Annotated in this window: 12 protein-coding genes and 1 tRNA gene; 7 read left to right on the top strand and 6 right to left on the bottom strand. The window is 58.8% G+C overall.

Going from position 1 to position 15,437, the window contains the following annotated elements; genetic code table 11:
• Position 1 precedes the first annotated feature (1 nt).
• Genes ACAM29_RS18330 through hemA form a run of 5 tightly spaced genes read right to left on the bottom strand, consistent with a single transcriptional unit; the run spans position 2 to position 4,418 of the window.
• Complete coding sequence (locus tag ACAM29_RS18330) at positions 2-424, bottom strand: CoA-binding protein (RefSeq protein ID WP_091827262.1); 423 nt, start codon at positions 422-424, stop codon at positions 2-4.
• The gene (moeB, locus tag ACAM29_RS18325) at positions 414-1,178 is read right to left on the bottom strand and encodes a molybdopterin-synthase adenylyltransferase MoeB (protein WP_206836119.1); all 765 of its coding nucleotides are present in this window, start codon (positions 1,176-1,178) and stop codon (positions 414-416) included. Before moeB ends, ACAM29_RS18330 begins: the two co-directional genes overlap by 11 nt.
• A complete protein-coding gene (gene prmC, locus ACAM29_RS18320) occupies positions 1,168-2,040 on the bottom strand; it encodes a peptide chain release factor N(5)-glutamine methyltransferase (RefSeq protein ID WP_369624989.1) in 873 nt (290 codons plus the stop codon). Before prmC ends, moeB begins: the two co-directional genes overlap by 11 nt.
• The gene (gene prfA, locus ACAM29_RS18315; RefSeq protein ID WP_354408594.1) at positions 2,033-3,118 is read right to left on the bottom strand and encodes a peptide chain release factor 1; all 1,086 of its coding nucleotides are present in this window, start codon (positions 3,116-3,118) and stop codon (positions 2,033-2,035) included. Before prfA ends, prmC begins: the two co-directional genes overlap by 8 nt.
• A gap of 25 nt (positions 3,119-3,143) precedes the next feature.
• Positions 3,144-4,418 (bottom strand): glutamyl-tRNA reductase, encoded by a 1,275-nt coding sequence (gene hemA, locus ACAM29_RS18310; RefSeq protein ID WP_091827258.1) that lies wholly within the window; start codon positions 4,416-4,418, stop codon positions 3,144-3,146.
• Positions 4,419-4,617: 199 nt separating this feature from the next.
• Here hemA and ACAM29_RS18305 point away from each other — a divergent pair, with 199 nt between their 5' ends.
• The 7 genes from ACAM29_RS18305 to ychF all read left to right on the top strand — a co-directional run bounded on the left by ACAM29_RS18305 (position 4,618) and on the right by ychF (position 10,524).
• Positions 4,618-6,333, top strand: a complete 1,716-nt coding sequence (locus ACAM29_RS18305) for a tetratricopeptide repeat protein (protein ID WP_369624988.1) — start codon at positions 4,618-4,620, stop codon at positions 6,331-6,333.
• Positions 6,330-6,905: a lipoprotein insertase outer membrane protein LolB gene (lolB, locus tag ACAM29_RS18300; RefSeq protein ID WP_369624987.1), complete on the top strand. Its 576-nt coding sequence runs from the start codon at positions 6,330-6,332 to the stop codon at positions 6,903-6,905. Before ACAM29_RS18305 ends, lolB begins: the two co-directional genes overlap by 4 nt.
• A gap of 105 nt (positions 6,906-7,010) precedes the next feature.
• Positions 7,011-7,085, top strand: a tRNA-Gln gene (locus ACAM29_RS18295).
• A 63-nt stretch (positions 7,086-7,148) separates the two neighbouring features.
• On the top strand, positions 7,149-8,090 hold the full coding sequence (locus tag ACAM29_RS18290) for a ribose-phosphate pyrophosphokinase (protein WP_091827255.1): 942 nt from the start codon (positions 7,149-7,151) through the stop codon (positions 8,088-8,090).
• 121 nt (positions 8,091-8,211) lie between these two features.
• On the top strand, positions 8,212-8,802 hold the full coding sequence (locus ACAM29_RS18285) for a 50S ribosomal protein L25/general stress protein Ctc (RefSeq protein ID WP_369624986.1): 591 nt from the start codon (positions 8,212-8,214) through the stop codon (positions 8,800-8,802).
• Between the two features lie 22 nt (positions 8,803-8,824).
• Positions 8,825-9,412 (top strand): aminoacyl-tRNA hydrolase, encoded by a 588-nt coding sequence (gene pth / locus ACAM29_RS18280; RefSeq protein ID WP_091827253.1) that lies wholly within the window; start codon positions 8,825-8,827, stop codon positions 9,410-9,412.
• A 20-nt stretch (positions 9,413-9,432) separates the two neighbouring features.
• On the top strand, positions 9,433-10,524 hold the full coding sequence (ychF, locus tag ACAM29_RS18275; protein ID WP_091827252.1) for a redox-regulated ATPase YchF: 1,092 nt from the start codon (positions 9,433-9,435) through the stop codon (positions 10,522-10,524).
• A gap of 85 nt (positions 10,525-10,609) precedes the next feature.
• Here the strand turns inward: ychF and ACAM29_RS18270 are convergent, their stop codons facing one another.
• The gene (locus ACAM29_RS18270; protein WP_369624985.1) at positions 10,610-15,322 is read right to left on the bottom strand and encodes an autotransporter domain-containing protein; all 4,713 of its coding nucleotides are present in this window, start codon (positions 15,320-15,322) and stop codon (positions 10,610-10,612) included.
• Positions 15,323-15,437 lie beyond the last annotated feature (115 nt).

Here is a 15,437-nt window from a genome sequence, read left to right as displayed (position 1 = left end):
CTCAGGCGGCGGGGGCTACCACCCCCAAACGAGGAATCTCGATTGCAGGGCAGCGGTCCATGATCACCTCAAGCCCCGCTGTTTCGGCACGTTCAGCCGCATCTTCGTTGATCACACCCAGCTGCATCCAGACCGCTGGGGCACCAATCTCGATCGCCTCATCCACAACGTATCCGGCATCCACTGAGTTGCGGAAAATATCGACCAGATCCACCTTGCCCTCAATCTCAGAGAGTTTCGACACAACCTTCTGCCCCATCAGTTCCTGTCCAGCCAGCGCCGGGTTGACCGGAATCACCTCATAGCCACTGGCCAGCAGATAGGACATTACCTGGTAACTGGCACGGTGGGATTTGGCGCTGGCACCCACCAGCGCAATACGATGGCTGCGTTCGAGCAGTGTTTTAATCTTGTTATCCTGCATCACGCGTTTTCCTTTTACAGACTGGACATTCAGGGTCAGGACGCAGCCTGAGGCTGCGCCATTGCATACGTTTTCCATCCAACAGCAGTAACCTGCCGGTCAGAGGCTCACCAATACCGGCCAGCAGTTTGAGCGCTTCCATCGCCTGCATGCTGCCGATCACGCCCACCAGCGGAGGAAACACGCCAGACTCGCTGCAGGTAAGTGACGCTTCATCACCCTCTTCATACAGGCAGCGATAGCAGGGCGACTCGGCATCACGCGGATCATAGGCACTGATCTGGCCATCAAAGCGGATTGCAGCACCGGACACCAGCGGCACGCCGGCGGCAAAGCAGGCACTGTTGAGCGCAAAACGGGTGGCAAAGTTATCGCTGCAATCCAGTACCAGATCCACTTCACGCACCTGACGCTCCAGCGCTTCACCCTGCAACCGCTGATCCACTGCCGTAATCCGGACAGACGGATTGATCGCTTTCAGGCTGGCCTCGGCCGAGCTGACCTTGGCTTCACCGCAGGCCGCTTCGGCATGAATAATCTGACGCTGCAGGTTGGTCAAATCTACTCGATCATCATCCACCAGCACCAGTTCACCCACACCCGCCGCGGCCAGATAGGCAGCCGCCGGGCCACCCAGCCCTCCGAGACCCACGATCAGAATGCGCGCGGCCTGCCAGGCATCCTGACCGGCAATATCCACCTCCGGCAGCATGATACTGCGACTGTAACGCAGCAGCTGATCATCACTGAGCATTGTCACCTCGCAGGACTGTATCACCGGGCCAGCAGCCACCACTGACACGATCATTGCCACCGTAGTCGCGGGCACTGAACACCTGTGCATACCCCAGCTGCTGCAGCAACCGGCGCACTGCCTGCGCCTGATCGTAGCCATGTTCCAGCAGCAGCCACCCTTGCGGGCTCAGGTACTGACGGGCTGCCGCCGCGATCTGTTCGATATCGGCCATTCCCTTGCGTTCGGCAGTCAGGGCGCTCAAAGGTTCAAAGCGTACGTCACCCTGTTGCAGATGCGGATCATCCGGATCGATATAGGGTGGATTGCTGACGATCATGTCAAACCTGCCGTCCAGCGGTTCGCACCAGCTGCCCTGGCGAACCTCAACATTAGCCAGTTCATATTCGGCCGCATTGATCTGGGCCAGCTTAACGGCATCCGGCTGCAGGTCGGTGGCCACCAGCTGCCATTCGGGTCGCTCACTGGCCAGCGCCAGTGCCAGTGCACCGGTTCCCGTACCCAGGTCTGCAACCCGGGCAGGGCCGGTATCCAGCCGCAGCAGCGCCTGTTCTACAAGTACTTCGGTATCCGGGCGTGGAATAAGGGTGGCAGGACTGACCCGCAGACGCAGGGTCCAGAAGTCACGGTAGCCCAGCAGATGCGCCACCGGCTCACCGGCCCCGCGCCGCTCAAGCAGTGCCAGAAAGGCCTGTTGCTGATCAGAAGTGAGGCTTTTTTCCGGCCAGGTAAACAGCCAGCTGCGCGGTTGTTGCAACACGTCGCACAGCAGTAATTCGACATCCAGGCGCGCACTGTCGCTGACCGCTTCAAGATCGGCCGCACGTGCCAGCGCAGCCGCAACTGTCAGGCATTTATTCACCGGACAAGGCACCCAACTGCTCGGCCTGATACTCGTTGCGCAGCGGCTGGATTACCTGATCCAGGTCTCCAGCCATCACTTCATTCAGGCGGTAGATCGTCAGATTGATACGGTGGTCGGTGAGACGTCCCTGCGGAAAATTGTAGGTACGGATACGTTCGGAGCGATCCCCCGAACCGACCAGACTTTTTCGGGTGCTGGCCTGTGCCGCCTGTTGCTTGTCCAGTTCCGCCTGCTTCAGGCGTGATGCCAGCAGCCCCATCGCCTTGGCGCGGTTCTTGTGCTGTGAGCGCTCCTCCTGACACTCCACCACAAGCCCGGTGGGCAGATGGGTAATGCGGATTGCGGAGTCGGTTTTGTTGATATGCTGGCCGCCAGCACCCGAGGCACGGAACGTATCCACACGCAAATCGGCCTTGTTTATCTCGATCTCGGCGGATTCGTCCAGCTCCGGCATGATCGCAACGGTACAGGCCGAGGTGTGGATGCGCCCCTGCGATTCGGTCTCGGGGACACGTTGCACGCGGTGGGCACCAGACTCAAACTTCAGCTGAGCATAGACATCCTGACCGACCACTCGGCTGATGATCTCCTTGTAACCGCCGTGCTCACCCTCGTTGGCACTGATTACCTCGACCCGCCATCCCTGACGCTCGGCGTAACGGGAGTACATGCGAAACAGATCGCCGGAAAAAATTGCGGCTTCATCACCGCCGGTACCAGCACGCACTTCCAGGAAGACGTTGCGGTGATCATCGGGATCCTTCGGCAGCAGCAGAATCTGCAGCTCGGCTTCCAGCTGTTCGATACGCTCGCGGGCCGACTCAATCTCTTCGCGCGCCATTTCACGCATCTCAGCATCGTCTTCCTGCAGCATTTGTTCGGCGGAGGACTGGTCCTCTACCGCCTGCTGCCAGCGTGAAAAACTCTGGGCCACCGGCTCCAGCTCGGAATATTCGCGGGAGTAGTCTCGGAAACGGGCCTGATCGGCGATCACTTCAGCATCGCTGAGCAGCGCAGCCAGCTCCTCAAAACGCTCGCAAAGGGACTCAAGCCGGTATTGTATGGAGGCTTTCATCGTGACGCAGACTCCTGTTGCTGTCTCATGAACCGCTGTGGTCGGGGGGTGTAAGCTGATACAGTTCCTGTACCAGTTGCAGCAGCTCTTCACGCCCTTCGGCGGACGCCTGGCGCAGCTGAACGGTCGGTTGATGCAGCAGTTTATTAGTCAGTCCGTGGGCGAAACGCTGCAGCACGTCTTCAGCCGGTTTGCCATTGGCCAACATGCGCATGGCTTTTTCCAGCTCCTGTGCTGCCGTTTCATGAGCACTCTGTCGCAGCAGGGTGAGGGTATCAACCGCATCCAGCTCACGCAGCCGACGCATGTACTCCAGGGTGCCGGCTTCAATGATACCTTCGGCATCACGGGCCGCACTCTGACGCTCACGCTGGTTTTCCTCAATCACTTCCTTGAGGTCATCAACGGTATAGAGGTAGACATCGTCCAGCTCACCCACCTGAGGCTCGATGTCACGCGGCACCGCAATATCCACCATAAAGATCGGCCGGTGCTTGCGCTTTTTCAGCGCCGCTTCCACTGCACCCTTGCCCAAAATCGGCAACTGGCTGGCAGTGGAGGCGATCAGAATATCGGTCTGGGGCAGCTCGTCGGGGATCTGTCCCAGCTCGATGGCACGCCCGTTGAACTCCTCGGCAACGGCCAGCGCGCGTGCAAGTGTGCGGTTTGCCACCGTAATCTGCTGCACGCCGGCACGCTTGAGATGGCGTGCAACCAATTCGATGGTCTCACCGGCCCCGATCAGCAAGGCCCGGCTTTTGCCCAGATCGGCAAAAATGTGTTGCGCCAAGCTAACGGCCGCATAGGCCACCGAAACCGGGTTTTGGCCGATGGCGGTCTGAGTACGCACATTTTTGGCCACCGAAAATGTGCTGCGGAACAGCCGCCCCAATTCAACGCTGACCAGCCCCTCCGCCTGAGACACCGAGAACGCAGACTTGAGCTGTCCCAGTATCTGCGGTTCGCCCAGCACCAGCGAGTCCAGCCCGCAGGCCACGCGCATCATATGGCGTACCGCTGCATCGTCCCAATAGGCGTAAGAGCAGCGCTGCAGCTCCTCTACGTCAAGGTCGTGATAACGCCCCAGCCATTCCAGCAGAGCACGGCTACCCTCCAGCTCGGTAGTAGAGCAGTAGAGTTCGGTCCGGTTACAGGTGGACAGAATCGCCACTTCGGAAAGCCGGGCATGCAGCCGCGCCTCATGCAGCGCCTGAGCCAGTTTTTCCGGTGCGAACGCCACCCGCTCGCGTACTTCGACCGGTGCCGTTTTGTGATTGATACCTAACGCCAGCAGAGCCATAGAAGGTTCGTATCACCCCATTACAGACAAGCGCGTAATCATACACCTTTGCCGCGTCCGGATTAACCCACCCGTGGCAGTTCTGCGTACAGAGCAGGACAACCCGCCGTCGGACAGTTGCAGATGGCATGACAGCCCCGACTCAATTGCTCTATAGTGAGATTTCCAACCCACCAGGATCGGAAACGTGCATCAGTTTATGAACAAACCTCTGCTGATCAGCCTGATCACCAGCCTGCTGATCACCGGCTGCAGCCAAATGGACAGGACGCCCTCTTCCGCCAATGCGGATACTCTTGAGCTGGCGCCAACCACCACCTATATCAAGGGCGAGCTCAACGCCGACAGCCTGTACCAGCTGTTAAGTGCCGAGCTGGCCGGCAAGCAGGGCCGCTTTGACCTTGCTCTTGAGCACTATCTGAACCAGACGCGGCTGACCCGAGACCCTGCGGTAGCCGAGCGCGCCACGCGTACTGCCCAGTTTCTGCGCCGCACGGATGCCGTCATGGAGACCAGCCGGCTGTGGAGTGAAATCGAGCCTGGCAACATTGAGCCACTGCACATCCGGGCCAACATCCTGCTGCATGAGCGCCAATTTGAGTTAGCCCTTCCCCTGCTCGAACAGGTATTGGAGCAGGGTGGTGACGAGGCACTGACCCTGATCGCAGCTCAGAGCGAAGAAATGCCGGCCGAAGTTGCCGAGCACTACTATGACTTGCTGACTCGACTCAACCGACAGCAGCCAGAGCAGCTCGACTATCTGCTGACTCGGGTACTGCTTCTGCGCAAGCTGGATAGAACCACAGCAGCTGCCGAGCTACTGGACGCCGGTCTGCGCGTGGAGCCCGACCAGGCTGAACTGGTACTGCAACGTGCCGAGATCTATCGCCAACAAGGACAGCCGGCCCAGGGGCTCAAACTGGTCCAGCGCGCCCTGCGCCAGGAACCAGAACATACACGTCTGGCCGCCTCACGCGCCCAGTTGCTGCTGCTGTCTGGCCAAACTGAAATGGCCTGGGAAGCGATCCAGCAACTGCTGCAACAGCAGGAGGACAATCAACAGCTACGCTATTATTTCGCTCTTTTGTTGCTTGAGAACAACCGGCCCGAACAAAGCCGTCGACTGCTGCAACAGCTGCTGGACCAACAGCCTGACAACTCGGCACCACATTTCTATCTTGGGGTCATTGCTCAGCAGCAGGAGCAGCGAGAGCTGGCTTTGGAACATTTCCTTCAAGTCGATCAGGGCCCCAACCTGATTCAGGCCTACGCCCGCGCCCTGAGCTTGTTTGAAAGCGCCGATGATCAGGCCAGAGTCACCGCACTGATCGCAACAGGTCGAGAAAGTCATCCGGATCAGCGGGAAGATCTGATCATCCTGCAAGTCGAGTGGCTCGACCGGGTCGGCCTGCGCCCCGAGGCACTGGCCATTCTGAACCAGTCGCTGGAGCAGTCTCCCGACAGCGTTAACCTGCTGTACACCCGTTCCATGCTGACCGACCCCGAACAGTCACAACAAATGATCAGTGACCTTCGCCGTGCACTGGTCCTGTCTCCTGACAACCCGATGCTGCAGAATGCCCTCGGCTACACGCTGACACTCTACACAGACGAACTGGAAGAGGCGCACGCCCTGATCAGCCGCGCACTTGCACAGCAACCGGAAGATGCCGCCATACTGGACTCAATGGGCTGGGTTCTGCACAGGCTGGGGCGCAATGAGGAGGCGCTCCACTTTCTGCAACAGGCTCATTCCCGCTACCCCGAACCAGAAGTAACGGCTCATTTGGTGCAAGTGCTATGGGCGTTGGACCAACAACAGCGAGCAACCGAACTGCTGCTGCAGGCACTGGAACAACAGCCAAATGATTCACACCTGCTGGAAGCCTCCGATATGATCGGAGTCACGCCATGAGGCCCCTTTTACCACTGCTGCTGGTATTGCTCCTGGGTGGCTGCAGTCAGTTGCAAACCCGTGAGCCGACAATGCCCACAGATCCACGTCCAGTACTGCAGCTTGAGAACTGGTCACTGGAGGGGCGCATCGGCATTCGCCATGATGGCGAAATCAACAGCGCCAATCTGAGCTGGAAGCAACAGCCGGCTGCCTATCAGATAGCCCTGACCGGCCCGCTTGGCCAGGGGGGGCTGCGCATCGAGGGCCGAGACAATAGTGTCAGTCTGCAGCAGTCAGGATCTGACGAAATCCACCGGGCAACAACGCCCGAGGCCCTGATGCAGCAACTGCTGGGCTGGCACCTGCCCCTGTCCCATGCACGCTACTGGGTACGAGGCGTGCCCGACCCCAGCCTGCACTGGCAGGCGTTGATGGACGAGCAGGGTTTCAGCCAGGCTGGCTGGAAGGTTGAATATGACCGTTACACTCGCGCCGGCACACTGGTGCTGCCGGAGAAGATACGCCTGACCCGCCCGGATCTGCGCATTACACTGGTTGTTAACCACTGGACGACCGACCTGCAGCCTTGAGCCGATCGAATTTGGCAACAAATTTGCCACAGGGGTTGATTTCGACAGGCTCTTTGTTGAGAATATGCGCCTTCTTGGAGCGTGGTCCACACCACAGGAGACGACAGGGGTATCGCCAAGCGGTAAGGCACTGGATTCTGATTCCAGCATGCGGAGGTTCGAATCCTCCTACCCCTGCCAAACACCATGACAGACTTCCTCTCTACTACATCTAACTCCGACGCAATCGAGAAGGTAATCGCCGTGTCTAAAATGATGGTCTTCACCGGCAATGCAAACCCGGAGCTGGCACAAAAAGTTGTCGAACGCCTGGACATTCCCATGGGCAAGGCACAGGTTGGCCGCTTCAGTGACGGCGAAGTAAGCGTCGAGATCCAGGAAAATGTTCGTGGCAAGGATGTATTCATCATCCAGTCAACCTGCGCGCCCACCAATGACAACCTGATGGAGCTGATTGTATTCGCTGACGCAATGCGCCGCGCCTCGGCCACCCGCATCACGGCTGTTATCCCCTACTTCGGCTACGCCCGCCAGGATCGTCGTCCGCGTTCAGCGCGTGTACCAATCAGCGCCAAGGTCGTGGCCAGCATGATTGCCAACGTGGGCATCGACCGCGTACTGACGGTTGATCTGCACGCTGACCAGATTCAGGGCTTCTTCGACATTCCTGTAGACAACGTTTACGGCTCCCCGGTATTGCTCGATGACATCGTGGATCAGCAGTACGATGATATCATCGTGGTGTCCCCGGATGTGGGCGGCGTTGTCCGTGCCCGTGCCGTTGCCAAACAGCTTGACTGCGACCTGGCGATCATCGACAAGCGTCGTGAGCGTGCCAACGAATCCCAGGTGATGAACATTATCGGCGACGTGTCCGGTCGTACCTGCATTCTGGTCGATGACATGTGTGACACTGCCGGCACCCTGTGCAAGGCTGCCAAGGCACTGAAAGACAAGGGTGCCGCCCGCGTAGTCTCCTACGTGACCCACCCGGTTCTGTCTGGCCCGGCAATCAACAACATTATCGGCTCTCAGCTGGATGAACTGGTCGTTTCCGACACCATCCCGCTGTCCGAGCAGGCGCAGAAGTGTGACAAGATTCGTCAGCTTTCACTGTCACCTCTGCTGGCAGAAGCGGTACGCCGCGTCTGCAATGAAGAATCCATCAGTGCCATGTTCCGCTAACCGGAACGGGCACTGAACCACGGGCACGTCCCGTGACTTGAAGGTCCACCATGGACCGCCCACATGCTGCATGCTTCTGGTCGCGGGGGTATGCAGCTTTAATATATAAGGTATATAAAACATGGCTAAATTTACTGTAAACGCTGTTGCCCGTGACGATCAGGGGAAAGGTGCGAGCCGCCGCCTGCGTCGTGAAGGTCTGGTACCGGGCATCATCTACGGCTCTTCCGAGCCCAAGGCGATCTCCGTGATCGGCAAAGACCTGTACCGCATGCTGCTGGAAGACGGTTTCTACTCGTCCATCCTGACCCTGAACCTCGACGGTCAGGACCAGCCGGTTATTATCAAGGATCTACAGCGCCACCCGTCCAAGCCGGTTGTACTGCACGCTGACTTCCAGCGCATCGATAACAACCAGAAGATCAAGCTGCAGGTTCCGCTGGCCTTCGTGAACTTCGAAAAGTCTGCTGCCGCCAAGGCCGCAGCCAAGTTCGCTCAGGAAGCTGCCACCGTTGAAATTTCCTGCCTGCCGAAAGACCTGCCAGAAGCTCTGGAAGTGGAACTGGGCCAGATCGAAATGGGCCAGACCGCTCACCTGTCCGACATTTCACTGCCGGAAGGCGTTGAAATCGTCGCCCTGCGTCGCGGTGAAGACCACGACCAGAGCGTTGGCTACTGCTACGCACCGCGTGGTGCTCGCGCCGCCAAGTAAGTTCTGACAGACAGGCAAAGGCATGAATGACCGGATTCAACTGATCGTCGGTCTCGGCAACCCCGGGACAGAGTACAGCCAGACCCGTCACAATGCCGGCGCCGAGCTGGTGGAGCAGCTTGCTGCCCACCAGCACATCTCCTTGCAATCGGAGAAGAAATTCTTCGGTCTCTATGGCAAGGTGCTGATCAACCACCAACTGGTCCATCTGCTGATTCCCACAACCTACATGAATCGCAGCGGACAGTCCGTGGCAGCTCTGGCCAACTTCTACAAGATTCCTACCAGCGACATACTGGTCGTGCACGATGAGCTGGACATCCAGCCCGGCACCGCTCGCCTGAAACAGGGCGGCGGACACGGCGGACACAACGGCCTGCGCGACATTATCAGTAAGCTGGGGAACGACCGTAATTTCTATCGTCTGCGCCTTGGCATCGGCCATCCGGGCAGCGCTGCCCAGGTTTCCGGCTTTGTACTGAGCAAAGCACCGGTGGCTGAACGCGACAAGACACAGGCTGCCATTGATGAAGCGCTGCGTGCGCTGCCCCTTGCCGTCAGCGGTGACTGGGCACGTGCCATGAACCAGCTGCACAGTTTCAACGGCTAACCTCAATACAGGATCTGATCATGGGTTTCAAATGCGGTATTGTCGGACTTCCCAATGTCGGCAAGTCCACGCTCTTCAATGCCCTGACCAAAGCGGGCATCGACGCCGAGAACTTTCCTTTCTGTACCATTGAGCCGAATGCCGGCGTTGTTCCCATGCCGGACCCACGCCTCAATGCACTGGCCGAAATCGTCAAACCCGAACGCGTCCTCCCGACCACCATGGAGTTTGTGGATATCGCCGGCCTGGTTGCAGGCGCCTCCAAGGGCGAAGGTCTGGGCAACAAGTTCCTGGCCAACATCCGCGAAACCGATGCCATCGCGCATGTGGTGCGCTGCTTCGAAGATGACAACGTTATCCACGTTTCCAACCGTATTCATCCGCTGGAAGATATTGAAACCATCAATATGGAGCTGGCTCTGTCGGATCTGGATTCCTGCGAAAAGCAGCTTCTGCGTGTTCAGCGCAACGCCAAGGGCGGTGACAAGGACGCGATTGCAGCCAAGGCACTGCTGGAAAAAATGATCCCGCACCTGGCGGAAGGTCTGCCTGTACGAGGACTTGAGCTAAGCGATGACGAGCGCAAGCTGGCCCGCAGTTTCCACCTGCTGACCACCAAGCCAACCATGTACATCGCCAACGTGTCCGAAGATGGCTTCGAAAACAACCCCTACCTGGATCAAGTGAAGGAACTGGCCGCCTCCGAAGGCGCCGAGGTAGTTGCCATCTGCAACAAGCTGGAGTCTGAAATTGCCGAGCTGGAAGACGAGGAAAAAATCGAATTCCTGCAGGAGATGGGTATGGACGAGCCCGGCCTTGACCGCGTCATCCGCGCCGGTTACAGCCTGCTGGGCCTGCAAACCTATTTCACCGCCGGTGTAAAGGAAGTCCGCGCCTGGACCGTCAAGATCGGTGCTACCGCGCCTCAGGCGGCTGGTGTGATCCATACTGACTTCGAAAAGGGTTTCATCCGTGCTGAAGTGATCAGCTACGACGACTTCATCGCCTACAAGGGCGAACAGGGCGCCAAGGACGCCGGCCGCTGGCGCCTGGAAGGCAAGGAGTACATCGTCAAAGACGGTGATGTGGTTCACTTCCGCTTCAACGTATAAGTCCATCGCCTGACACCGACACCGGTGCCAGGCCCCGTCATGGCAGGCGATATCGCCTTTCGCCTGCCATGACCATGCGTCTGGACTAGAAACGCACACTCATCTGAATATATCCCTCCTGCACATCACTCTCATCCGAGTGCTCGCCTCTGTAGCCAAATCTGATATCGGTATTTTTCGATACCGGGACAACCAGGCCCGCGTCCAGCACAACCGTATTTTCGGCAATCGGCGCGCCCTTGATCGTGAAACGGCTGTCGCCCCCCAGGAAGCGGTGCTCACTGACCGTGTCAATATCCTCAACAGCATGGCGCCAGCTGATAGAGCCCTGTACACGCACCGGCAAGGGGTCCGCGCCCAGCTCTGCACCACCACGTACACCAACATTGGCAAAACCGGTATTCGACTCCGTGCGTTCCACCGCCAGAGCCGCCGAGCCGCCTGATTCCTTAAACGCATCATTACGCTGGTTCAGCCAGGACAGGCCCACAAACGGCTGTACCCAGCCGGTGTCGGACTCGAAGCGATAGCCGGTTTCGGCAAAAGCCTGCCAACTGCTGGCGTCATAATCGGCTTTCAGTGTCTGGCCCACCGCATGGCGCTGCGTTTGCAACTGGTGCTGCCCAAACGTGCTCCCCAGACTGAGGTGCCAATTGTTATCCCAGTGGCGTGAGGCGTAGACGCCCAGATACAGACTATCCACCTCGGCAGACGACATCCGCGCAGAAAGGTCCATATCGCTGTCCTGATAGCCACCCAGTACCCCAAGGCGCCAGCCGTTTTGCAGGTAGCCATCCGCGCCCAGCAACAGCCCCCGGCTTTGGCTATCCAGTGTAGCGATGCCACTGTTGCCATTCAGTTCAGCGTCGCTGTACAGCATGTCAAACCAGAGTCCGGTACCCGCTTGCTGTGATGTGGGCTGCAGCCGTTCCAGTGCCGCCAGACGGATACCATCGCTCTGGGTCGCCAGCTGGGCGCGAGCACTGGCATGCAGCTCACCCGACAACGCATTCAGCGCCGCCCTCGCCTGTGCTTCGCTCATATTCAGAACCTGATCATAGAGCGGATGCCCCTCCGCCAATCTGAAGGCACTGTCACCGGTGCTGCACTGATTGCCGGACATGCCATCCAGGCAGAAGCTCTGGATGGGTTCGGGTTCGGGTTCGGGTTCGGGTTCGGGTTCGGGTTCGGGTTCTGGCTCTGGCTCTGGCTCTGGCTCTGGCTCTGGCTCTGGCTCTGGCTCTGGCTCTGGCTCTGGCTCTGGCTCTGGCTCTGGCTCTGGCTCTGGCTCTGGCTCAGGCTCAGGTGGCGGTGTGATGACCCGTAGATCACTAATCAGATAATAGTTGTCGCTATCATGGTCAGTGCGGAAATCCAGGTAAGCGTAGTCATCGGTCACGGCCTGGTTGCCGTTAACGGTCAGGCCACCGGCAGCCTGAACCACGGTGTAGCGGGCGCCATCGGCATAGTTGGTCGAACCATTGTCGGTGCCGTTCTCCGGTGTTACATGAACCAGCGCGCCGTCCTCGATGGTGGCACTACCGGCCACATCCACCAGGTCGTTGTGTGTGCCGGCGGTGGTGCCGCCGCCCGTCAGCTCCACCCGGTAGGTGGCACCTGCCCCCAGGGTCCAGTCGCCGCCCACCGCGAGCGTGCCGATGGAGTTGCCCGGGGCGACGGTACCGCTGTTGACCGTCACCTGACCCACCGACCCGCTGCCACCCAGGGAGCCGCCATTGACCAGGATATGGGATTTCGCTATCGAACCGTTGACCACCAGGGTGCCATCGGAGATGGTGGTGTCACCGGAATAGGAATTGGCCCCCGTGAGGATGGTGGTGCCGGTACCGCGCTGGTTGACGCTGGACGTTCCGGTGGAGTTGTCTACGATATCGGCCTCCAGGGTCAGGGTGTCGGTCTGGTTGAAGTTGATGGTCCCCGTATTTCCATTATATAAAGGGTCGATTCGGAGACGATCAGCGTCAAGCACTCCCGCGGTGGTCGCGGCCGCAAGGTTGTAGGCGCCAAAATTCAAGGTGCCCTTGCCACCGCTGTCACCCCCGAGAACAACCGTTCCATCGCCCCCATCAACTGAAACCGTCCCTCCGTTCGCCAGGGTCAGGGAGCCGCTTCCATACTCGCCGAGGAGCAGATGCGACGCCTTGAGGTTCGACCCGGTGCCGTCCACAGTTACCCGACCAGTGGCACCCGAGCTATTCCCCACGTGCAGAACTGAGGCAACATCCACCTCACCGCCATCGTGGACCTCCAGGGTGCCCTCGCCAGTGCTTCCAAGCAAGAGACGGTCTGTCAGCCGCCATTGCGCGCCACTGCCGCCGACGCTGACCACCCCGGTACCGCCTAAGCCGACAGCGGACTGGTGATTGGTCACGGAACTGCCCGCCCCGATCTCCAGGGTTCCGGTCTGGCTGGCGGTATCGCCCACATACAGCCGCGCCGCGGCATGACTGATGCTGCCGCCATCCCGGACCGACAGGGTGCCGTTGGCGATACGGGTTTCGCCGGTGTAGGTGTTGGCACCGGTCAGAGTCAGGGTGCCGGTGCCCTGTTTGCTCAGGGATACCGGCGTGGAGCTTTCTCCCAGAATGCCGCTAAAGGTGGCACTGTCTGCGCCCTCTACGGTAAACGTAAAACCGGGGAAGTGATCCGGGAAGGCCTGGTCATCACTGAAGGTTGCGCCATCGGCGAGTGTCAGGCCAGTACGGTAGCTGTCAGCCGTCAGGTCGTTGCCATCCCCGCCTGTCTTGGAAATAACAGAAAACAGTTCACCGTCACTGCCGAGTCTGCCTACATCCGGAGTAAAGCTGCCAGCGATGGGATCAGCCCCATCATTATCGATCAGGGTGTGCTGACTATGGATTGGCAGGCTGCCTAGTGCACCCAGAGCAATGATGTCAATAATCACACCATCGTTCAGGGTCACCCCACCGACCACCGCCAGAGTGTCCGAAGCCCCGGCACTGTCCACCTCGAATTGCAGTGTGGAACCGGTGTTGGCGGTCACATCACCGGTGCTGAGCGTGCCAATGGAGTTACCGGGGGCCAGGCTGCCGCCATTGAGCATCACACCCGCAACCGATCCGCTGCCACCCAACACGCCGCCACTGACAATAGTCTGTGAGTTGGCGATAGAGCCATTGACCAGTAGGGTGCCATCGGAGATGGTGGTGTCTCCCGAATAGCTGTTCGTGCCGGTCAGAATGGTGGTACCTGTGCCACGCTGGTTAACGCTGGCCGTTCCCGTGTGCTCAAGAATATCGGCCTCCAAATTCAGGGTATCGGTCTGGTTAAAATTGAGGGTGCTAAGTCCGTACACCGCTTTGATGCTGCCGGCTTGTAGAACGCCAGCCGTGGTGGCCTCCCCCAGGTTGTAGGTGCCGAAATTCAGAGTGCCACTGGTCGACCAGTTACCCTCAAAACGAACCTCACCACTGCCATCATTAAGGGATACTAAGCCACCGTTTGCCAGGGTCAGGGTGTCACTGTTTCCCAGCCTCAACTTCTCCCCTCTGAGAACCGACCCGGAGCCATCCACGATGATCTGGCTAGCTACGCCTGGAGCATTACTCCCCACGTACAGCTCTCCAGTGATATCAACCTCACCGCCATCGTGGAGCTCCAGGGTTCCTTCGCCGTCTTGTCCTATATAGAGCCCATCCATCACCTCCAATCGCGCACCACTGCCACCAACACGAACTACGCCGGTATTGCCAATATAGGACCGGTGACTCGTCACGGAGCTATCCGCCCCGATCTCCAGAACCCCGGCCTGACCAGCGACGTCTCCCACCGTTAGTCCTGTCGCCCCATGACTTATACTGCCGCCATTGCGCACGGCCAGGGTGCCATTGGAAATGGTGGTACCGCCGGTGTAGGTGTTGGCACCGGTGAGCGTCAGAGTGCCGCTGCCGGTTTTATTGAGACTACCGGAGTCTGAGTAGTCACTTATAACGCCAGAGAAAACAGAGTCGGTATTCAGGGCGCGAACTTCCAGGCTTTTCCCGTCATCTATTGTCACCTGACCACTGCCTTCAAGACCACCGATGGCGCCAGACTCGAGCAATCTGAGCTCGCCATTGACGATATGTCGGGATGCAGCACTAAGAGCGTTGGGCGTGCGCCAAGCATTCACTAGAATCCCGCCTGCTTCTATGGTGGTGTCGCCGGTATAAAGCCCGCTATCATTGGCGGCCAGATGAACGGCCACGCCCTCTGAAACCGTGAGTCCACCGACCCCCGATATGCCGCCAGCAACAAGGACAGTATTGTTCGATGCTGAATCACTGGTAGCCACCGTAAGGGTGCTATCGAGCACTACCTCAGGGTTAATATATACTTCAAAGCTAGCTTCCGAAGGTGATGACATATCAATCGTCGCGTTTACCCCGGCAAAAGTGAGTTTGTCATCCACACTAGCCGCATCGACGTCAATAAATGGGAAAACCGGGTTCGAGGTGGAGAAGCTCAGCCTGTTCACGGTTAGATCGCCAATATCATGGATCGACTCATAGCCGTTGTCATAATCGACATATTCGAAGTTCAGCTGCAGGTCCGTACCAGACACCGGTGCCGAACCGTCCGCCCAGTTGCCACCATCCGACCAGTTCCCGGACGCCGCCGTGAAGGTTTCCTCTACCGCGCTGGCGGGCGATGCACCCAGCAACAGGCCGCTGAGCAGGACAGAGGCTTTGGTTTTACCCTGGCGGCGGCTGATCTCGGCAACCGCCATCCAGACCTGAAGCGCTTGATTCCAGACAACACGATAGGCGTGATTCATAATTACCTCCCTGTAAACGCTTGATGGCCCAATGGCTGGCTCGAGTTTTAATACTTGATTATCGTCAAACGGCTGTTGGCCCACTATCGGATATCCGCAAACAACGCCTGCCCTT

It is taken from the genome of Marinobacterium sp. BA1 (assembly GCF_041155135.1).
In the GTDB taxonomy this organism is placed as follows: Bacteria; Pseudomonadota; Gammaproteobacteria; order Pseudomonadales; family Balneatricaceae; genus Marinobacterium; species Marinobacterium iners.
Note: the sequence above shows the minus strand (reverse complement) of the source record. Positions and strands in the feature narration are given on the sequence as shown.